Here is a 21,063-nt window from a genome sequence, read left to right as displayed (position 1 = left end):
ACCCGAATCGGTTGTACCGGCCGGCCATCCGCGCCGGCCGATCATCCGAATCGGTTGTCCGGCCGGCTCATCTGACCGGGCCGGCCCGGCCGGTCAGATGAGCCGGTTGTCCGAACCTCGCGGACCCTGATGTACGGCTTCCGCGTTGAGGGTCGGCTGCCAGTCGAAGATGTAGCCCGTCTCCATGGAACCGATGATCACCTCGGCGCCGGCCTTCGCCCCCGCCTTGGTGAGCTCCTGCTCGACGCCGAGCCGCTCCAGCCGGTCCGCCAGGTAACCCACGGCCTCGTCGTTGGTGAAGTCGGTCTGGCGGATCCACCGTTCCGGCTTCGCCCCGGTGATCTGGAAGGTCTTCTCGTCGACCATGCGCACGTTGAAGCCCGTGTCACCGAGCTGCTTGGGCCTGATGACCAGGCGGGTCGCCTCGACCACGGGCGCGGCGGCCCTGGCGGCGGCGACCATCTCGCCCATGGCGTAGGTGAGGTCCTTCAGGCCGTCGTGGGTGGCGGCGGAGACCGAGAGGACCCGCAGGCCCCGCTCCTCCAGCATCGGCCTGACGATGTCGGTCAGATCACGGGCGTCGGGCACGTCGGACTTGTTGAGCACGACCATCCGCGGCCGGTCCTCCAGCTTGCCGTACGCCTTGAGCTCGGCCTCGATCGCCTCGTAGTCGCTGATCGGGTCGCGGCCCGGCTCCATGGTGGCGCAGTCGATCACGTGCACGAGCGTGTTGCAGCGCTCGACGTGGCGCAGGAACTCGTGTCCCAGGCCCTTGCCCTCGGAGGCTCCGGGGATCAGGCCCGGCACGTCCGCGACGATGAAGATCGTCTCGCCCGCGGTGACCACACCGAGGTTGGGCACCAGCGTGGTGAACGGGTAGTCGGCGATCTTCGGCCGGGCCGCGGAGAGGGCGGCGATCAGCGAGGACTTGCCCGCGCTGGGGAAGCCGACCAGCGCCACGTCCGCGACGCTCTTCATCTCCAGCAGGACGTCGACCTCGTCGCCCGGCTCGCCGAGCAGCGCGAAGCCGGGGGCCTTGCGCTTGGTGGAGGCCAGGGCGGCGTTGCCGAGCCCGCCGTGCCCGCCCTCGGCGATCACGTAACGGGTGCCCGCGCCGACCAGGTCGATCAGGACCTCGCCGGTGTCGGCGTTCTTGACCACGGTGCCGTCGGGCACCGGGATGATGATGTCGCCGCCGTTGGCGCCGTCACGGTTGGAACCGTGTCCCTGCTTACCGTTGTCGGCCTTGCGATGCGGGCGGCGGTGATACTCCAGGAGCGTGGCGGTGTTCGCGTCGACCTCCAGGATCACGTCGCCGCCGCGACCACCGTTGCCACCGTCAGGTCCACCCAGGGGCTTGAACTTCTCCCGGTGGACAGAGGCGCAGCCATTCCCTCCGTCACCGGCCTTGATGTGCAGGACCACCTGGTCCACAAAGTCCGGCATGTCTGCTCTCCTACCCCCATCTACGGGAATTCCCGTTTAAAACATGAACAGGGGTGGACCGCGGAAGCGATCCACCCCTGCCATCAACATCTGTCGGTGCGGATCTACTCCGCGACCGGAACGATGCTCACCGCGCGGCGTCCGCGCTTGAGACCGAAAAGCACGTGGCCTGCGGCCAGTGCGAACAGCGTGTCATCGCCACCGCGGCCGACATTGTCGCCCGGGTGGAAGTGGGTGCCACGCTGGCGGACGATGATCTCGCCGGCGTTGACCAGCTGGCCGCCGAAGCGCTTCACGCCAAGCCGCTGGGAATTTGAGTCACGGCCGTTCCGAGTGGACGACGCGCCCTTCTTATGTGCCATCTCGCAAAACTCCCGAAACTCAGGCCTGGTCGATGCCGGTGATCTTCACCTGCGTGTATCGCTGGCGGTGACCCTGGCGCTTCTTGTAACCGCTCTTGTTCTTGTACTTCAGAATCCGGATCTTCGGACCCTTGGTCTCACCGAGAATCTCGGCGGCAACGGTGAACTTGCCCGCCTCGGTGGTCACGTCGCCATCGTTGACGACGAGCACCGTCGACAGCGAAATGCTGGAACCGACCTCGCCGGCGACCTTGTCCACTTCGAGGACGTCACCGACGGAGACCTTCTGCTGCCTGCCGCCGCAACGAACGATCGCGTACACCGCGGAACCCTTCTTCTGACTGCTTGCTCGCTGGATGCTGCGCCCCGCATCCGGCTATGGTCACTGAATTGACGAACCGGGTAGGCGCGCGAACAAGGCGCGCCATAAGCGCACCGGTTCACCAGGGTACCGGATTAACGGCGTCCTGGTCGAACCGGGCGGAACGTCGGAGGTGCCGGCCTAATCGGCCGACTTGGCCTTGCGGGAACGTCTCCGCCCCCGGCCAGAAGCCTGTATGGCCTGCGCGTCCTCAACCGGGACGTCATCAAGCGCATCGGTCACGGTATCACGACCAGCCTGGTCTCCGGCCGCGACAGCGTGACCGCTGTCCTTGCCGAGCTTCTCCGAGACGGCCTTCTCCACGGCCATCTTGCCCTGGGTGCCTCGCGGCTCGGGCTTGGCCTCGACCGGCTCGGACGAGACGTGCAGCCCACGGCCGTTGCAGCACTCGCAGACGGTGGAGAACGCCTCCAGGAGGCCCTGTCCGACCCTCTTACGGGTCATCTGGACCAGGCCGAGGGAGGTGACCTCGGCGACCTGGTGCTTGGTCCGGTCCCGGGCCAGGCACTCCAGCAGACGCCGCAGCACCAGGTCCCTGTTGTTCTCCAGCACCATGTCGATGAAGTCGATGACGATGATGCCGCCGATGTCGCGCAGCCTGAGCTGGCGGACGATCTCCTCGGCCGCCTCCAGGTTGTTGCGGGTGACGGTCTCCTCGAGGTTTCCGCCCTGACCGGTGAACTTGCCGGTGTTGACGTCGACCACGGTCATCGCCTCGGTCCGGTCGATCACCAGCGAGCCTCCGCTGGGCAGCCAGACCTTGCGCTCCATCGCCTTGGCGATCTGCTCGTCGATCCGGTAGGCGGCGAAGACGTCGCCGCTCTCCTCCCACTTCGAGAGCCGGTCGGCCAGATGCGGGGCGACGTAGCGGACGTATTCGTCGACCGTCTCCCACACATCCTCACCCGCGACCACGAGCGAGGCGAAATCCTCGTTGAAGACGTCCCGGACCACCCGGACGGTCAGGTCGGGCTCGGAGGAGAGCAGCTCCGGCGCGCTGGCCGGCTTGGCCTTGCGCTGGATGTTCTCCCACTGGGCCGACAGCCTCGCCACGTCGCGGTCGAGCTCGTCCTCCGACGCGCCCTCGGCGGCCGTACGGACGATGACCCCGGCGTTCTCCGGCATGACCTTCTTGAGGATGCTCTTGAGCCGCGTGCGCTCCTTGTCGGGAAGCTTGCGGCTGATCCCGGTCATCGAACCGTCTGGCACGTAGACCAGGTAGCGGCCCGGCAGGCTGATCTGCGAGGTGAGCCGCGCGCCCTTGTGGCCCATCGGGTCCTTGGTGACCTGCACCAGCACCGACTGGCCCGACTTCAGCGCCACCTCGATCCGCTTGGGCTGGCCCTCCAGCCCGGCGGTGTCGAAGTTCACCTCACCGGCGTACAGCACCGCGTTGCGGCCCTTGCCGATGTCGACGAACGCGGCCTCCATGCTCGGCAGGACGTTCTGCACCTTGCCGAGATAGACGTTGCCCACGTAGGACTGGCTCGCCTCGCGGTTGACGTAGTGCTCGACGAGGACGCCGTCCTCCAGCACCGCGATCTGGGTCCGGCCACCGGTCCTGCGCACCACCATCATGCGCTCGACGGACTCCCTGCGGGCCAGGAACTCCGACTCGGTGATGATCGGCGGACGCCTCCGGCCGAGCTCGCGCCCCTCACGACGGCGCTGCTTCTTCGCCTCCAGGCGGGTCGAGCCGCGAACGCTCTGCACCTCGTCCATCGAGGTGCTGCGCCCGGCACGGGGGGCGCGGATCCGCACCACCGTGTTCGGCGGGTCGTCCGGAACGTCGCCCGCCTCGTCCGAGCCCCTGCGACGCCGCCGACGACGCCGGCGCGAGCTGCCGCTCTCCGTCTCGTCGTCCTGCTCGGCCTCGGCCGTCTCGTCCTCGGACTGCTCGGAGTCGGTCTCCTCGGTGTCGTCGAGATCACGCGCCTTGCCCCGGCCACGGCCGCCCCTGCGGCGGCGACGGCGGCGGCTGCCTGCGTCGTCGTCGGCGTCGTCATCGTCGTCGGAGTCGTCGGCCGTCTCGGCCTCCACCGCGGCGGGCTGAGGCTCGGGCTGCGATACGGGCTGCTGGACCGGAGCGGGGCGGACGACCGCCGGCTCGGCACGGTGCTGGTCAGGTGCCTGGAACAGCGGCTGGAACACCGCCGCCGGCGCCTGGAAGGTCATCGACGGCACGCCCGAGCGATCCTGGGCGGACAGGCCGAAAGGATCGACGAACAGCCCCGGCCGCTCTTCGACGATGTCCTCGCCTGCGGGCTCGTCGTCCAGAGGCTCGTCGGCGGGCATCTCGAGCAGCAGCGCCGCCGCGACCTCCTCGGCCTCGGCCGAGGTCATGTCGGCCGGTTCCTCGGCTCCCTCGGCGATACGGTCCGCCTGGACCGGAACGTCCTGCGGGACGGCCTTCTTGCGTGTACGGGTGCGCTTCGCCGGAGCGGGCGCCTCCTGGGCGACCGGCGCGGTCGTTTCGGCGGCCGTCTCCGCGACCGGCTCTGCGACCATCTTCTTCGCACGGCTGCGCCGGGTGGTGGCACCCGTGGTGGTGCCCGCGGCCTCTGTCGTGGCCGCCTTGCGCCTGGTGGCGCGCTTGGGCGCCGCCTCCTGAACCACTTCGGGCTCGGGCGCGGCGGTCACCGCCCCGGTGGGGGCGGCCTCCGGTGCGGCGGTCGCCACCACCGGAGGGGCGGGGTCCGGATCCTCCGGCGGAGGTCCGGCGGGCCGGCTTGCGGCCCTCCGACGAGTCGTCGGCTGTGTTACTTCCGTTCTGTCCCCATCAGGGCCATTGACCCCGACATTGGGCTCGTTATCGAGCATGCGGGCGCTCTCCCGTCAGCTCCCGGGCACGTCTCCGCGCCGCGCGGGAGCTCTCGTCTTCTCACTGTCCGCCAGGCCTGGGCCCGGCGCCAAGTCCTATATGTCGCCGCCAACGTGCCTGCCCACCGGTTCCGCTTCGCCGCCGCGCGTAATGTCGCGGTCCAGGTCGAACGGATCGGCGGGCTCACCGGTGCGTACGTCCAGCGGGCCCTGCGCCAGCCTGGTTACCTCGGGGGGCACCGGCGGCGCGAAGTCAGCCACAAGACGCAATCCAGTTAGTACGTCGTCGGGTCGAACGGCAGGAGTTGCGTGCCGTACAACCATGCGAAGTATGACACATGGCTGGCTGGACGCCTGACCTGCTGTTGCCTCAGTTCCCTCAAATACCTCAAGACTCAGCACCGCCTCACGGGTATCGAAGCGGCGCAGCCCCTTCTTTGTCAGGCGCTCCACCTCGATTCGCTCGGTGGCGCCGAACCGCTCGACCGCCGCCCTGGCAAGGGCGAGATCGGCTCCCGGTAACCGCAGTTCCCATGCCGAGCACTCCAGCTGGTCGGCCAGACTTCCGGCGCCGGCCTCGATGACGGCGAGCACGTCGAGACCGGGCGGCAGCGAGGTGTCCAGAGCGGCACGGAGCAGGTCCGGGTCACATATTCGCGTCACACTGATCTCGAGGTATTCGGCCTCGCTGGCGACTCCGGTGGGGGCGACCGCACCCACGTAGGAGATCTTCGGATGGGGCGAGAAGCCCGCGCTGAACGCCACCGGGACGTCGGCTCGCCGGACCGCGCGTTCCACGGCTCGGGAGATGTCACGGTGACTGGTGAAGCGCAGGCGGCCCCGCTTGGCGTAGCGCACACTCAGGCGCTGCACCGTGGGCGCGGGCGGAGGCCCGTCGGGAGCGGGTTTCAGGGCGGTGTCGTCCTTCCCAAGTCGTGATCGTCATTTCAGGATAGGCGGTGCTCACGCACCGCCTATCTCACACAACCGTCAGTGGCAGCAGCTTCTTCCCCGTGGGCCCGATCTGGATCTCCGTTCCCATCGTGGGACAGACACCGCAGTCGTAGCACGGGGTCCAGCGGCAGTCCTCGACCTCGACGTCGTTGACGGCGTCCTGCCAGTCCTGCCAGAGCCATTCGCGGTCGAGACCGGCGTCCAGGTGATCCCAGGGCAGGACCTCGTTCTCCTCGCGTTCGCGCGTGGTGTACCAGTCGACGTCGATGCCGGCCTCGGCCGCGCCGTCCATCCACCGCTGGTAGGAGAAGTGCTCGCTCCAGCCGTCGAAACGGCCGCCGCCCTCCCACACCGCGCGGATGACCTTGCCGACCCTGCGATCACCCCGGGAGAGCAGGCCCTCCACGATCGAGGGCTTGCCGTCGTGATAGCGCAGGCCGATGGCCCGGCCGTACTGCTTGTCATTGCGCAGCGCGTCCTTCAACGCCCTGAGCCTGCGGTCCACGGTCTCGTGGTCCGCCTGACCCGCCCACTGGAACGGGGTGTGCGGTTTGGGCACGAACCCGCCGATGGAGACGGTGCAGCGGACGTCCCGCGACCCGGTGGCCTCGCGACCCGCCTTGATGACCTTCTTGGCCAGATCGGCGATGCCGAGGACGTCGGCGTCCTCCTCGGTGGGCAGGCCGCACATGAAGTAAAGCTTTACCTGCCGCCAGCCCTGCGTGTACGCCGTGGTGACGGTCCGGATCAGATCTTCCTCGGTGACCATCTTGTTGATCACCTTGCGCATCCGCTCGGAGCCGCCCTCCGGGGCGAACGTCAGGCCCGATCGGCGGCCGTTACGGGAGAACTCGTTGGCCAGGTCGATGTTGAAGGCGTCGACCCGGGTCGAGGGCAGCGAGAGCGAGGTGCTGGTGCCCTCGTAGCGGTCGGCCAGCCCCTTGGCGACCTCTCCGATCTCGGAGTGATCCGCCGACGAGAGCGACAGCAGGCCGACCTCGTTGAACCCGGAGGCCTTGACGCCCGCCTCGACCATGTCGCCGATCGTGGTGATCGAGCGCTCACGGACCGGACGCGTGATCATCCCGGCCTGGCAGAACCGGCAGCCGCGGGTGCAGCCGCGGAAGATCTCCACGCTGAACCGTTCGTGCACGGTCTCGGCCAGGGGGACCAGCGGCTTCTTCGGATAGGGCCACTCGTCCAGATCCATGACCGTGTGCTTGTGGACCCGCCACGGCACGCCCGAACGGTTCGGGGCCACGCGCTGGATCCGGCCGTCGGCGTGGTAGTCGACGTCGTAGAACTTGGGCACGTAGACCCCACCGGACTCGGCCAGCCGCATCAGCAACTCGTCGCGTCCGCCGGGCGAGCCCTCGGCCTTCCACTCGCGGATGACCTCGGTGATCGCGATGGCGATCTGCTCGCCGTCGCCCAGCACCGCGGCGTCCAGGAAGTCCGCGACCGGCTCGGGGTTGAAGGCCGCGTGGCCGCCCGCGAGGACGATCGGATCGTCATCGCCCCGATCGGCCGCCTCCAGCGGGATGCCCGCCAGGTCCAGCGCGGTCAGCATGTTGGTATAGCCGAGCTCGGTGGAGAAGGAGAGCCCGAACACATCGAACGCCCTGACGGGACGGTGCGCGTCGACCGTGAACTGGGGGACGCCCTCGGACCGCATGAGCGCCTCGAGGTCAGGCCAGACCGAGTAGGTCCGCTCGGCCAGCGTCTCCGGCAGCTCGTTGAGGATCTCGTAGAGAATCTGGACGCCCTGGTTGGGCAGGCCCACCTCGTAGGCGTCCGGATACATCAGCGCCCATCGGACCGTGGTCTCGTCCCAGTCCTTGACGGTCGAGTTGAGCTCACCTCCGACATACTGGATGGGCTTCTGCACTTTGTGCAGAAGCGCTTCCAGGCGGGGAAACAACGACTCGACAGACATGCCGTCAAGCCTATCCGCCTAGAGCGGGTGCCACAGGCGGTCGTCACCCGCCCGCAGGGAGGCGAGCCGGAGCCGCAACTCGTCGTGGGCCGTGCGGTCGCGGTGGGCGTTGCGCAGCACGGCGGTGAGGGTCTGCAGCTCCCGCATGTCGCGCAGCACCGGATAGCCCTCCCATTTTGTCGCGTCGTGACCGTAGGCCTCGCTGAAGTTGGACCGCTGGCGCTCGGTCAGGCCGAACCTGATCCCCTGCAGCGTCGGGATCAGATCGATCTCCCTCGGCCCGGCGCACACCCCGTCCCAGTCGCACAGCAGGAAGCCGTCACGAGTGCGGATCATGTTTCCGCGGTGGGCGTCCGCATGGATCAGCCCGTACGGCAGGGCGAACTCCGTCCGCTCGTAGTAGGCCTCGGACAGCGTGTCACAGCGTTCGAGCAGCCAGCGCCGGTCATCGTCGTCGATCGAGAGACTCGCGTCGATCGCCCGGCGCACCGCCCCGAACGGGTCGTGGGTCGGCAACTCGAACGGCACCGGCGGCAGGTCGTGCAGACGCCTCAGCAGCGGCCCCAGCTGCGCGGGGTCGGGCAACGGCCCGATGTGTTCCTCGTGGCGCCAGAAGGTCGCCAGGAACCCCTCCGCGACGACCGGCTGCTTCATGTCCAGCGGCCTGATGGTGGGAAAGCCCTGCTCGACGAGCCATCGCGTGACCCGGACGGAGGTCGTCAGCCGATCAAGCTTGCCCGGCGTGGTCGCCTGCGCCAGCCGTACCACCACGCCCTCGGCCTCCAGGTGGTAGACGGCGTTGGCGAAGTTGCGCAGCAGCGTGACACCCGTGGTGTCCAGCCCGGCCTCCTTGCAGGAGCGGGCGAGCGCCGCACCCGCCGGAGTGAGAAGCAACCCCTCTGCGGCAATCGTCATTGCCCGCTCCTGTCTGAAATAGCGCGCCGGGCCTGCTGTGGCAGGCCTACGGAGCAGAAGTTCTCGATCTGCCTGGCCATGTGCTCCCCGCCCGGCCTGCCGGAGAGCAGCGAACGGCCGGTGCTGAGAGTCGTACCCAGACTGCCGATGCGCCGATCCGGAGGGAGGGCGAGAATCGGCGCCATGGCACTCTCCGCCCCCTGACGATCACCCTCCATGAGGTGGGCGATCGCCAGGTGCGCGCTGGCCATGGACTCGCACCCGTAGGAGCGGTTCTCCGGCTCTCCGGAGGCGTAGAGGGACAGCGACCGGCGCGCCGACTCGATGGCCGCCGCCGAATCGCCGAGGTGCAGGTGGGTGACCGCCGCGTAGTAGTGCTCCTTGGCCGGGCGGAACGCGAACTCACCGGCGATCTCGTCGTGCAGCTCGTCGGCTCCGGCCGCGCGGACGTCGGCCGCCTGCAGAAGGGCTACCGAGGCCTCCCTGGTACGGCCCAGCAGCGCGTAGGAGCGGGCCCGCAACATGTGCAGGCGGACGGCCCCGGAACCCGCCTGCAGGCAGGTCAGACCGTCCTCGGCGTATCTGGCCGCGTCACTGTGGCGCCGGTCCCACAGCGCCACCGAGGACTGCATGCCGCGCGCCCATCCCATCAGCGCCACATGCCCCGACACCTTGCCGTAGGTCCACGCGGCGCGCGCGAGGGTGTCGGCGGGGATGCGGCGGTCCATGTCCATGCTGACGTTGGCCATCAGCCCGCACAGCGCGCCGGTGAGGAAGTAGAGCTCGCGGGCCTGACCGGGGTGGATGTGCTTCTCCAGCGCCCTGCGGGTCCGCTCCTGCAGCTCGCGCATCTCCACAAAAAGCGGCAGCGGGGCCTCCGAGACGTAGCGCTTGCCGATCCAGATCACCTGGGTGCGCAACCGCTCCAGCGCACCGGAGCCCAGCTCGCTCGCCTCCGCCTGCTCCGCGTGCGCACCGGCCTCGTCGGCCGCCACCGTGATCAGGTCCAGGACGGGGGGCGCGGACGGCACCGACCGCAGCTCTTCGGGGGTGTAGTCGCTGGCGAAGCCGAGCTGGACCGGTCCGGTCTCGAAGAGCCTGCACAGCAGATCCGTGTAGTCACGGTCGGGCCGCGCTCCCGCCTCCCACTCCCGCCAGGAGCGTTCGGTCAGCCCGCGCCGCTTGACGTTCTCCCTGTCACACATGGCGTGGAAGTGCTCGATGCTCTCCTCCACGGTCCACCCGTGCGCGAGCCTGCGGCACTTGAACCTGGTCTGCTGCGGGCAGCAGGCGTGGATCTCGTCCGTCATCTGCTGGATGACGGCCGCGGACGGCGGGCCGGAGATGGCTGCCAGCGTGCGATTACGGATGATCGTCGCGCAGGCCAGCGCGGCGCGATCTCCGCCACGCGAGCTCTGGGTCATGGGCTCTCCCAGGCGTTCCGAGAAGGGGTCGCCATCACGCTAGTGCTCTGATCGGCATCCGATGGAGCTGAGAACCGGCCGCCGATCCGGGAGAGCGCCTCCTCATGAACCACCACCCCCGATGGGCACGACCGTCCCGCCGTTGCGAAGCTGGGCCTGGAAGAGCTGTCCGCACAGGCTGCTCGGGGTCTCGGCGAACCAGACCGCCGGCGGACTGCCCGCCGACACCGCGGCCCAGCGGCCCTTGCTGAACACGATCCGGTAATCGGGAAACGCGGCTCGTAGCAGCTCGAGTGCCCGTTGCCGTTCGGCAAGCTCCGATATCACGGCTCCTCCGTCATCGCGAGTTCCGTTTTCGTTCCCAGAATGTTCGCTTGACGAACGCGCTACCAGTGAGAATCGAGGTCCGCGAACATGCGGATGACTCTCATGTCGGCAATGTCAGCACCTAGAACTGATGTTGACGTATGTGAATGGCCTGAAGTAACCCAACCGCAATCATATTGGCGAAGGTCGCGGTGCCTCCATAGGAGACAAACGGCAGGGGCAGACCGGTGATCGGCATGATCCCGACCGTCATCCCGATGTTGATGAAGGACTGGAAGGCCAGCCAGCAGACGATCCCGCCGGCCACGAGTGTGCCGAACCGGTCGTCGCACCCCTGGGCGATCCGCACCCCCCGCATCAGGATCACACCGAGCAGCGCCACCACGGTGACCGAGCCGAGGAAGCCGAACTCCTCCCCGGCCACCGTGAAGATGAAGTCGGTGTGCTGCTCGGGCACGAACCGGCCGGTGGTCTGACCGCCGTGGAACAGCCCCTTGCCGAACAGCTCTCCCGACCCGATGGCGATCAGCGACTGGGTGCTGTTGTAGCCGACGCCGCGTGGATCGCTGGCCGGGTTGAGGAAGGCGGTGAACCGCGCGATCTGGTACGGCTCCAGCACGTTGAGAAACCACACGGCCGCCGCCGCCCCGAGCACGGAGAGGGTGAGACCGCCGATCCAGCGCTTGCGGATCCCGGCGATGACGATCGCACCGGCCGTGATCACCCCGAGGACCATGGTGGTGCCGAAGTCGGGCTGGAACATCACCAGGCCCATGGTGAAGGCGGCTATCACCAGCGCGATCCAGACGTCCATGCCGCGGGGCCTGTCGGTATCCGCGGCGGGCTTGGCCAGCAGCATGGCGAGCATCATCACCAGGCCGAACTTGGCGAACTCCGACGGCTGGAAGGCGAAACCGCCGCCCAGCATGATCCACGAGTGCGCCCCGTTCACGGTGGAACCGAGCGGCGTGATCACCAGGAACAGCCCCACCAGGCTCACGACGTACACCAGCGGCGCATAGCTCCTCAGCGCCCGGTAGTTCACCATCGTCGTCGCGCCGGCCAGCACGGCCCCGATGACCAGGTTGAGGATGTGTTTCTTGACCAGCCCGGTGGCGCCGGGCGCCCAGGTCCTGGTCGACGACCAGACCAGCATCGTGCCGATCACCGCCAGCGCGGCGACCGCGACCAGCAGCACCCCGTCCATCCGGCCCACCGCGGAGAATCCCGCCATCGTCCTTCCGGTGAAGGACCGGCTCGGCGCGGCCTTCACGGAGCTCACGACGCCGCCCTGGAGGCCCGCGCCCGGCTCGTCGCGACGCTCATCGCGACACTGTCCCATCCCGTTTGATCACCGGAAGCTCGGTTGCCGGGCGCCCGCCGGGCAACGCCGCGGAGATCGACTTTCCCGCGGGCGCGAAGCCGTAGATGCCCTCGTAGATCTTCCGTACGGCGGGAGCGGCGGTCTCGCCGCCCATCCCTCCCTGGGACACCATGGCCACGACCACGAACCGCGGCTTGTCGGTCGGCGCGAACGAGGCGAACCAGGAGGTGTCCGCCTTGCCGTAGACCTCGGCGGTGCCGGTCTTACCGCCGACCTTCACCCTGTCCATGGGGAAACCCGCGAAGGCGCCGGCCGCGGTGCCGTCCGAGGCGACCTCGCTCAGCGCCCCTTTGATGTAGGCCCGTTCCTTGGGGGAGAGAGGCAGTTTGCCCACCACCGGCACCTTGATCTCCTTGACCTTGGTGCCGTCCGGCCGCACCAGCGCCCAGCCCACGCGGGGGCTGCGCAGCTTGCCGTCCCCGGTCAGCGCGGCGTAGGCCGCCGCGAGTTGCAACGGCGTCACCAGGACGTCGCCCTGCCCGATGGAGAAGTTGGCCGCGTCACCCGGCCGCAACTGGAAGCCCTCCAGGCAGTTCTCGTACGCCAGTTGCTTCAGGAAGGCGGCCCTGGCGGGATCGGTCTTCGCCACCTCCGGATACCCGGACTTGGACCGCCTGCAGTTGTTGTCCTTGGTCTCCGACCAGAGCTCCTTCTTCCATGCCCGGTCGGGGATACGCCCCGCCGACTCGCCCGGCAGGTCGATGCCCGTCGGACGGCCGAACCCGAAGGCCCGCGCCATGTTCGCCATCGGCTCCTTGGTCTTTCCCTTCGGGTTCAGCCCGCCGTCTCGCAGCCACTGCTCGTAGGCCGCCTTGTAGAAGATCGTGTCGCAGGACTTCACCAGCGCCGTGTGCAGGTCGAGCGTGCCCAGCCCGATGCCCCGGAAGTTGTTGAACGGGCGGCTGCCCACCATGTATGAGCCCGGACAGTCGTATTTGCCGTTCAGGGGGTAGCCGTCGTTGAGCATCGCGGACACCGACGACACCTTGAACGTCGAGCCGGGCGCGAACTGCCCCTTGATGGCCCGCGACACCAGCGGCTTGCCCGACTTGTCGGACAGCAGGCGCTGGTACTCGCGCTCGGAGATGCCCCCCGTCCAGATCTTCGGGTCGTAGGTCGGCGCGCTGGCCAGGGCGATGACCCGGCCGCTCCTCACGTCCAGCACCACCGCCGCCGCCCCGTCCGCACGGGGTGCGGACTTCATCGCCTCCGCCAGCGCCTTCTCCGTGATGGCCTGCACCTTGGAGTCGATGCTGGTGATGAGCGTGTCTCCGGACCGCGGCGCCACCTGCCGCTCGACCCCGATCACCTTGCCAAGCCGGTCGACCTGCACGCGCCGCATTCCCGGCACACCCCGCAGCGGCCCGTCGTAGACCGACTCCAGACCGTCCCTGCCCATCAGGTCCACTCCGGAGGTGACCGCCCTGAGACCCTCGCGCTTCTCCAACTCCTCCTGGGTGATCGGCTGCAGGTAGCCGAGTGCCTGCGCGGCCGCGCTGCTGCCCGGATACTCCCGCACCGCCTGCACCTCGGCGGTGACCCCAGGAAACTCCTCCTGACGTTCCAGGATCTGCAGGGCCTCGCGGGTGGTGACATGGTCGTCGATGGGGATCGGCTGATACGGCGAGCCGGGCCAGCACGGCCGGGCGACTCCGGGACCGCATGCCCTGATCCGCTCGCGCAGGTCGGCGGGGCGACGGTTCAGTACGGTCGCCAGCCGCTGGAGCACGGCCTGGCCGTTGCCCTCCATCCGGTTCAGGCGCGTCCGGTCCACCGAGACCACCAGCCTGGTCCGGTTGCGGACCAGCGGCCGTCCTGCCGAGTCGAGGATCTGCCCGCGCACCGCGGGAACGACCACGTCACGGGTGCGCGTCTCGGTCGCGGCGGTCACGAACTCCGCGCCGCGCACCACCTGCACCTGCCAGAGCCGCACGGAGAGCAGCGCCAGCATCGACACCACCAGCACCTGCAGCACGACCAGCCGCCCCCGCGTCCTGCTCATGCCCGCTCCCTTCCGCGTGGCTCGCAGGAGCGCGACCGGAGAGCGCCACGCTCCTCGGCTCGCTCGCTCGTATGCGGCTCCGCACGAGATGACCCGGTTTGCTCGCTCATACGCGGCTCCGCGCGAGATAACCCGACGACAGCGAGGACCGCGTCACGGGTCCCCTGACGATCCTGGCCGCCGCCCACACCACCGGGGGCGCGGCCAGCAGGTTGTAGAGCATCGCCTGGGGCAGCGTCGCCATGAGCGTGGACACCTCAACCCTGATGTCACCGAGCATGGCGCCGACCGCCACGGCGATCAGCGGCCCGGCGACCGCGCAGGCCAGCGCCACGAGCGGCCCGGCATTCGGGCGGCTCTCCATCGCCCGTCCGGCCATGAATCCGATCAGGCACAGCACCAGCGCGTTCTGACCCAGCAGATGCGCGGAGGGCGGCAGCACATCGCTGATCAGCCCCGCGGCGAACCCCATGACGGCCCCGGCCCCGGCCCCGCGGACCAGGGCGTATCCGGCCACGGCGAGCAGCACCAGATCGGGCGAGGCCTCCCCGGGCAGCCGCAACCGGTTCACGACCGTCACCTGGACGACCATGGTCAGCAGGAGCAGGCCTACGAAAACCGCATTACGACCCATCTCTCAGAGCCCCTCTCGCGCTTTGGGCTCAGCTTTGGGCTCAGCTTTGGGCTCGGGGGGGCGCACCGCGTCACGCGGGCTTCTGACCGGTGCCTGAACCACCACGCCGACCACATCCAGCGCCGTGAGGTCGGCGTACGGCCGCGCGTAGGCGACCCGGGTCAACTCGCCCGGCGTCGCCTCCACCCGCTCCACCACCCCGATCGGCACGCCCGCCACGTACGGGACACCCCGCTGGGAACCGAAGCTCACGATCCGGTGGCCCCGAGTGATCCGCGCGGTCGAGTCGAGCAGCCGGAAACGGACCAGACGTCCGCTCTCCCCCACGCCGTTCACCACGCCGATCTCGTTGCTGCCCTCCAGCCGGGCACCGGCCGCCGAGCCGGGGTCGCTGAGCAGGACCACGGTCGAGGTGGACGAGCCCGCCTGGACCACCCGGCCCACCAGGCCGTCGCCGTTCAGCACGGTCATCTCCGGCCGCACCCCGTCGGCGGTGCCCACGTCAAGCTCGACGGCCTCCTCGAACCCGGGCGTGCCGCGCCGGGCGATCACCTGGGCGGGCACGATCTTGTATCCGCCGGTTCCGGCGACTCCGAGCAGGCTGCGCAGCTCCGCGGAGCGTTTCCTGTCCAGGCTCTGCGCCGCCAGGTCATGCTTGAGCCGCTTGTTCTCCGCGCGCAGCGCCTCGATACGGCGCTGTGCCTCGGGCGCGCCCGTCACCGTCTCGAAGAACTGACCGATCGGCCGGACGACACCGGAGCCCGCGCCCTCGGCCGCGCCGAACAACACCGCCCCGACCCCCCTGAGCGGGCCGAGAGGAGAGTTCTCCCCCGTCCGATGATCCACTGTCATGAGCACGAGCGCCGCGGCCAGCAGCAGTCCCAAGCTCATCCGTGCCCGGCGCGTATCTTTCATCAGTGCCGCGGCTCCGGGACCAAGACCTGCTGCAAGGCCTCGAAGTCCTCGACGCATTTGCCCGTGCCGAGCGCGACGGAGTCAAGCGGGTTGTCCACCAGATGAATCGGCATGCCGGTCTCTTCCATGAGCCGCTCGTCCATGCCCCGCAGAAGCGCGCCGCCCCCGGTGAGCGCGATCCCGCGATCCATCAGGTCTCCCGAGAGCTCGGGCGGGCACCTGTCGAGCGTGGTCTTGACCGCGTCCACTATCGCGTTCAGAGGCTCCTCGATGGACTTGCGGACCTCGGCGGCCGACACGACGATCGTCTTGGGCAGGCCGCTGACCAGGTCGCGGCCCCGGATCTCTGCGTGGCTCTCCTCCGGGAGCAGGCAGGCGGACCCGATCGCCATCTTGATCTCCTCGGCGGTCCGCTCGCCGAGCATGAGCGAGTGTTCCTTCTTGGCGAAGGCGATGATCGCCTGGTCGAGCTCGTCACCGCCGACCCTGATCGACTGGCTGGTCACCACGCCGCCCATCGAGATGATGGCGACCTCGGTCGTGCCGCCGCCGATGTCGACCACCATGTTGCCGGTGGGCTCGTGCACGGGGAGCCCGGCGCCGATGGCGGCGGCCATGGGCTCCTCGACGATGTAGACCCGGCGCGCACCCGCCTGGTAGCCGGCTTCCTTGACCGCGCGCTGCTCGACGCCCGTGATCCCGCTCGGTACGGCGATGATGATGCGGGGCTTGGCGAAGTGGCGGCGCTTATGCACACGCTGGATGAAGTAGCGGAGCATGCGCTCGGTGATGTCGAAATCGGCGATGACGCCGTCTTTGAGCGGCCGGATGGCCACGATGTTGCCGGGAGTACGGCCGATCATCCGCTTGGCCTCGATGCCAACGGCCACGATCTTCCCTGTCGTGGTGTTGATCGCGACGACGGACGGCTCGTTGAGCACGATTCCGCGGCCCCGTACGTAGACGAGCGTGTTGGCGGTGCCGAGATCGACCGCCATGTCGCGGCCCAGGAAAGCGAGTTTGCTACCCATGAGGAAGGCGGCCCTCCTTCCGTCAGGTCGTCGGCGAAAACTACGGAACGCACTCGAATCGTAACGTGACGTACCTACCTATGAGCACAATGAGCTGTTCAACCCCAGGGAAATCTTGGGTCACGTCAAACGCACTGGGCCCCGCCATCCCGAAGGACGGCGGGGCCCAGCGCGTGAAAAAATCCGGATACTCAGAAGCGGTCCGGGAAGAAGATCTTGATCTCGCGGGCGGCGGACTCGGGCGAGTCGGAACCGTGAACCACGTTCTCGCCGATCTCCAGGGCGTGGTCGCCGCGGATGGTGCCGGGAGCGGACTTGACCGGGTCGGTCAGGCCCGCGAGGGCACGGAAGGCCTCGACGGCGCGGGGGCCCTCGAGCACCAGCGCGACCAGCGGGCCGGAGGTGATGAACTCCACCAGCTCGCCGAAGAACGGCCGCTCCGAGTGCTCGGCGTAGTGCACCTTGGCCGTGTCAACGTCCAGGGTGCGCAGCTCCAGCGCCACGACCTTCAGGCCCTTGCGCTCGACACGGGCGATCACGTCGCCGATGAGGCCACGCGCCACACCGTCGGGCTTGATCAGGACAAGAGTGCGCTCGGACACTGAAGTTCTCCTTTGAACAGGGTTGACTCGCAGGCTGCGGTAAACGCGCGAAGTTTACCGTCCTCGGCTCAATTCTCCGTGGTCGGCGAGGTCACGGACGGGCTGGGCGTCACGGACGGGCTGGGCGTCAGGGATGAACTGGGCGTCAGGGATGGACCGGGCCGTTTCCCGGATCGTCCTCGGGCGACGGCGCGGGCGGTGGCACCACCACGGGCGGCGCGGCGGTCTTCTCCGGTCCCGACCCTGGTCCTGGTCCCGGCCTCGGTTCGGGCCTCCAATCCCGCTCCGGCCTGGCTTCGGGCCACGAGGGGCTGCCCTCCCGGGCCGCGCCCGTCGTAGCCGAGGCGGCCGTCATATCCGCGGCGGCCGCCGTAGACAGGCGGACCAGCGCCGCGCCGAGCGCGATCACCACAACCACCAGGCCACCGCCGACCAGGGCCCACAGATGCAGAGCCCCCACGAAGCCGTCGACCAGAGCCTGCGGAGTCGTCGCCTCCTTCAGACGGGCGACCTGAATTCCGCTGCCCAGCAGGAAACCTCCGAGCACCGCGGGAAAGAACAGCGACAGCGCGAAGAGCGCAGCGCCCCCGCCCGCCGGACGCAACGCGCCCGTCAGCGCCACCGAGGCTCCGACCGCGAGCAGGACGAACGGGAGGATCAACATGAGCCCGCCGGAGGCCGGGAGGAGCAGTCGGACGGCGCACAGCCCGGCCACGACGACCACCAGGCCGCCCGCGGTGACCACGGGCATGGCACCGTCGCCCAGCCGGTTCGCCAGGACGGCGGCGAGGAGACCCGCGACCCCGGCGATCGTGAAGGCCGGCCACAGACCGGACAGGCCGGGACCGCCCAGCCCGCCGAGCTCGATGTAGGTGACCTGGGCGGCGGTGGGCAGGACGACGACGCCCACCGCGAGCATCGTGTAAGCCGGCGCCCGGCCGGCGGCACCGTCCACGACACCGACGGACGCCAGTCCGAGCAGCGCGAGAATGGACAGCGACGCCGCGAGGACCACCGGGCCGGGCGACCAGTCAAAGGTGCTTCCCACGGCGAGGGCGGCGATGCCCACGGCGGGCAGGGCCTCCGTCAGCAGGCGCCCGCGCCCGGAGACGGTCCGCCCGAAACCGATCACGACGCCTTCGCCGCTTCTACGCCAGAGCACGAGGTAGAGAGCGGCCAGCACGAGCGCGACGCCCGTCAGGATCGGATACGGCTGGAGCGTGACCTTCCAGGAGTCGACTTCGTCGAGGGGCCACAGCGCGAGCGCCTGCGCGGTCAGCAGGCTCGCCGCGAGCGCACCCGCCCACACCGCACGGAGGAGCCTGGAACGCTCCCAGACGGCCACCAGGGTCGCGGACACCAGCAGACCGGCACCGATCCCATGCAGGACCCTGAGGACCCCCACCACCGTCGTGGAGGCTGCGTACCCCCCGGCGGCGTCGGCGAAGGCGAGCAGGGCGAGTCCGGCGACCAGAACCGGGGCCGCTCTCACCCTGCGCAGAGCCATCGCCGCCAGGGGAACGGCCAGGGCCATCGCGGGCAGCGCCAGCCCGTGTGCCCGGATCATCTCGATCTGCGAGACGTCAGGCGGGAGCAGAGCGGCAACCACCGAGATGGTGTTGGGAATGGCAAGGATCGCCAGGGGAAGCGCCACCGCGACGAGCAGCCCGAGGACGACGTCGAGCATCAGGGAGACACCGAGGGTGCGCACCAGGCCCGTGGGCCCGGTTGCCACCGCCCGGGTCGGCTGAACGGGAGGGACGGCCATGTTGGCCGACTTTAGCGAGAAGTCACGCCCTCGACACGGCGAGCGACGAATATCGCAGTGATCCACAGTGCCGCGAAGATCGCCCCGAGGACGAACATCGTCGGAACCAGAAAGCCCGCGGCGATGGCCAGCACCTGGATCACGCTTCCCGCGATGTAGGCGAACGGCCGCTTCAACATGCCTGTGACCAGCACGCACAGGACCGCCAGGCCGATGCCGACGGTCACCGCGACGACCGGCTCGACCCCCTGCACATTGATCGCCGTCGGCGTGAACAGCCCGAGGACGATCGCCTCCATCCCGAGCACGCTGGCGCAGAGCCGTCGCATACCCGGAGTAACAGTGATCATTTCTCGCCCCTCCGTCATCGCCCTGCTCACCGTCCCTCGCTCACTGTGCCTCGTCGCTCACTGCGCCTCGTCCGCTCTGAGCAGGAGCCGCGCGTCACCGGCGGTGACCACCGATCCGGTGATCAGCACCCCGGCCCCGCTGAACTCTCCCAGAGAGTCCACCAGCCCGATCGCCCGGTCGATCGCGCCGTCCATCCGCTCGACCTGGTGGACCCGGTCCATCCCGAAGATCTCCTCGGCCAGCGCGGCGAGGTCGTCCACATCCATTGACCTGGGCGAGGAGTTGCGGGTCACCACGATCTCGTCCATCAGCGGCTCCAGCAGATCAAGCATCCCTTCGACATCCTTGTCCTCGGACACGGCCACCACACCGATGAGCTTGGCGAAGTCGAACGACTCCTGGACCGCGTCCAGGGTGGCCCGCATCCCCGCCGGGTTGTGCGCGGCGTCCACGAGCACCGTAGGACCTCGCCGCACGACCTCAAGCCTTCCCGGCGAGCGCATCTGCAGGAACGCCTGCCGCACCAGCTCGGAGTCCAGCGGTTCGTCTCCGCCGGTCAGCGCCTCGACGGCGGCCAGCGCACAGGCCGCGTTTCCGGCCTGGTACGCGCCGTACAGGGGAAGCACGATCTCTTCGTAGGTGCCCTTGAGTCCCTTGAGGTGGAGCAGCTGTCCACCGATGGCGAGCTCACGGCTGATCACACCGAACTCCAGCCCTTCGCGCGCCACGGTGGCACCCATCTCGGTCGCCCTCCGCATCAGCACCTGGGCGGCGGGAAGCTCCTGCTGCGCGATCACGGCTATGGCTCCGGGCTTGATAATGCCCGCCTTCTCCCCCGCGATCGTCTCGACGTCGGGGCCGAGGTAATTGACATGGTCGAGGGAGATGGGCGTGATCACGGCCACGGTGCCGTCCGCGACGTTGGTCGCGTCGAAGCTGCCGCCCATACCCGTCTCGATGACCGCGACGTCCACGGGGGCATCGGCGAAGGCGGCGAAGGCCATTGCGGTAAGGGTCTCAAAGAAGGAAAGCCGGCGGCCCTGAGCGTCGATCATCTCCAGGTACGGCGCTATGTCCTCGTAGACCTCGGCGAAGCGCTCCTCGCTGAGCGGGAGGCCGTCCACGGAGATACGTTCTCGCATGGACACGAGATGCGGGCTCGTGAACCGGCCGACGCGCAGGTTACGCTCGCGCAGGAGCGTCTCGATCATCCGGGTCGTACTCGACTTGCCGTTCGTGCCGGCTATGTGCACGACGGGGTAGGAGTGCTGCGGGGAGCCGAGCAGATCCATGAGCGCGGCGATCCTGTCAAGACCTGGCTCGAAGTTCCACTCGACGCCGCGTTCCATGATTGCCTGCTCAACCGCTCTATATTCCACCTCCTAAGACTACTGACCCCACCGGCGGGCCCTCGACTGACAGCCTCGCGAAACGAAAAAGGGTCCGCGCCCCGCGGTGCGGGCCCGGGCACAAAAAAGGGGGGGTTCGCACCGCATGGTGTGAACCCCCTTTTCGTGCATGCGGGTGGGTGAACGCAGAAAAGGCCACCCCTGACGGGGTGGCCTTCTCCGAAAAGATTGTCCGGCGGTGACCTACTCTCCCACACCGTCCCCGGTGCAGTACCATCGGCGCTGAAGAGCTTAACTTCCGGGTTCGGAATGTAACCGGGTGTTTCCCCTTCGCCATAACCGCCGTAACCCTATTAAACAATCAACCACACACGGCGCGAACGCCAGCGGTGTTTGCTGTTTCAGAATCACATAGTGGACGCGGGCAACACAATTTCTTTGACGGGCCACGCGCTGCTCCG

At 68.7% G+C, this 21,063-nt stretch carries 18 protein-coding genes and 1 rRNA gene; all 19 read right to left on the bottom strand.

Annotation, left to right across the window (positions count from 1 at the left end; genetic code table 11):
• Positions 1-93: 93 nt before the first annotated feature.
• The 19 genes from obgE to rrf all read right to left on the bottom strand — a co-directional run bounded on the left by obgE (position 94) and on the right by rrf (position 20,949).
• On the bottom strand, positions 94-1,446 hold the full coding sequence (gene obgE, locus CHC08_RS13680; RefSeq protein WP_089207641.1) for a GTPase ObgE: 1,353 nt from the start codon (positions 1,444-1,446) through the stop codon (positions 94-96).
• Positions 1,447-1,550: 104 nt separating this feature from the next.
• A complete protein-coding gene (gene rpmA, locus CHC08_RS13675; RefSeq protein ID WP_089207640.1) occupies positions 1,551-1,808 on the bottom strand; it encodes a 50S ribosomal protein L27 in 258 nt (85 codons plus the stop codon).
• Positions 1,809-1,827: 19 nt separating this feature from the next.
• Complete coding sequence (rplU, locus tag CHC08_RS13670) at positions 1,828-2,130, bottom strand: 50S ribosomal protein L21 (RefSeq protein WP_089207639.1); 303 nt, start codon at positions 2,128-2,130, stop codon at positions 1,828-1,830.
• A gap of 180 nt (positions 2,131-2,310) precedes the next feature.
• Entirely contained in the window at positions 2,311-5,010 is a 2,700-nt protein-coding gene (locus CHC08_RS13665) for a ribonuclease E/G (RefSeq protein WP_089207638.1), read from the bottom strand.
• 96 nt (positions 5,011-5,106) lie between these two features.
• On the bottom strand, positions 5,107-5,883 hold the full coding sequence (locus CHC08_RS13660) for a TIGR03936 family radical SAM-associated protein (protein ID WP_089207637.1): 777 nt from the start codon (positions 5,881-5,883) through the stop codon (positions 5,107-5,109).
• A gap of 106 nt (positions 5,884-5,989) precedes the next feature.
• On the bottom strand, positions 5,990-7,900 hold the full coding sequence (locus CHC08_RS13655; protein ID WP_089207636.1) for a TIGR03960 family B12-binding radical SAM protein: 1,911 nt from the start codon (positions 7,898-7,900) through the stop codon (positions 5,990-5,992).
• 18 nt (positions 7,901-7,918) lie between these two features.
• A complete protein-coding gene (locus CHC08_RS13650) occupies positions 7,919-8,815 on the bottom strand; it encodes an aminoglycoside phosphotransferase family protein (protein ID WP_089207635.1) in 897 nt (298 codons plus the stop codon).
• Positions 8,812-10,239: an NsdA family TPR-like regulatory protein gene (locus CHC08_RS13645; RefSeq protein WP_089207634.1), complete on the bottom strand. Its 1,428-nt coding sequence runs from the start codon at positions 10,237-10,239 to the stop codon at positions 8,812-8,814. The genes CHC08_RS13650 and CHC08_RS13645 overlap by 4 nt, the downstream gene beginning before the upstream one ends.
• Positions 10,240-10,341: 102 nt before the next feature.
• Complete coding sequence (locus tag CHC08_RS48220; protein WP_143653211.1) at positions 10,342-10,566, bottom strand: hypothetical protein; 225 nt, start codon at positions 10,564-10,566, stop codon at positions 10,342-10,344.
• 121 nt (positions 10,567-10,687) lie between these two features.
• Positions 10,688-11,848, bottom strand: coding sequence for a rod shape-determining protein RodA (gene rodA, locus CHC08_RS13640; RefSeq protein ID WP_089207774.1), 1,161 nt, complete (start codon positions 11,846-11,848; stop codon positions 10,688-10,690).
• Between the two features lie 40 nt (positions 11,849-11,888).
• Positions 11,889-13,952, bottom strand: a complete 2,064-nt coding sequence (gene mrdA / locus CHC08_RS13635; RefSeq protein WP_089207633.1) for a penicillin-binding protein 2 — start codon at positions 13,950-13,952, stop codon at positions 11,889-11,891.
• 106 nt (positions 13,953-14,058) lie between these two features.
• Positions 14,059-14,586: a rod shape-determining protein MreD gene (gene mreD / locus CHC08_RS13630; RefSeq protein ID WP_089207632.1), complete on the bottom strand. Its 528-nt coding sequence runs from the start codon at positions 14,584-14,586 to the stop codon at positions 14,059-14,061.
• Positions 14,587-14,589: 3 nt separating this feature from the next.
• Entirely contained in the window at positions 14,590-15,477 is an 888-nt protein-coding gene (gene mreC / locus CHC08_RS13625; protein WP_245878296.1) for a rod shape-determining protein MreC, read from the bottom strand.
• A 23-nt stretch (positions 15,478-15,500) separates the two neighbouring features.
• Complete coding sequence (locus CHC08_RS13620; protein ID WP_089207630.1) at positions 15,501-16,532, bottom strand: rod shape-determining protein; 1,032 nt, start codon at positions 16,530-16,532, stop codon at positions 15,501-15,503.
• 191 nt (positions 16,533-16,723) lie between these two features.
• Entirely contained in the window at positions 16,724-17,134 is a 411-nt protein-coding gene (gene ndk, locus CHC08_RS13615) for a nucleoside-diphosphate kinase (RefSeq protein ID WP_089207629.1), read from the bottom strand.
• A 145-nt stretch (positions 17,135-17,279) separates the two neighbouring features.
• Positions 17,280-18,902, bottom strand: a complete 1,623-nt coding sequence (locus CHC08_RS13610; RefSeq protein WP_089207628.1) for a hypothetical protein — start codon at positions 18,900-18,902, stop codon at positions 17,280-17,282.
• Positions 18,903-18,913: 11 nt separating this feature from the next.
• A complete protein-coding gene (locus CHC08_RS13605; RefSeq protein ID WP_089207773.1) occupies positions 18,914-19,252 on the bottom strand; it encodes a DUF4233 domain-containing protein in 339 nt (112 codons plus the stop codon).
• Between the two features lie 57 nt (positions 19,253-19,309).
• The gene (locus tag CHC08_RS13600) at positions 19,310-20,602 is read right to left on the bottom strand and encodes a bifunctional folylpolyglutamate synthase/dihydrofolate synthase (protein WP_089207627.1); all 1,293 of its coding nucleotides are present in this window, start codon (positions 20,600-20,602) and stop codon (positions 19,310-19,312) included.
• 230 nt (positions 20,603-20,832) lie between these two features.
• Positions 20,833-20,949: ribosomal RNA gene (gene rrf, locus CHC08_RS13595) — 5S ribosomal RNA — on the bottom strand.
• Positions 20,950-21,063: the final 114 nt, after the last annotated feature.

Origin of the sequence: Streptosporangium subroseum, assembly GCF_900188345.1 — a bacterium.
Classification (GTDB): domain Bacteria; phylum Actinomycetota; class Actinomycetes; order Streptosporangiales; family Streptosporangiaceae; genus Streptosporangium; species Streptosporangium subroseum.
The sequence above is the reverse complement of the archived record's forward strand: the minus strand, read 5'-3'. Positions and strand labels throughout refer to the sequence as shown.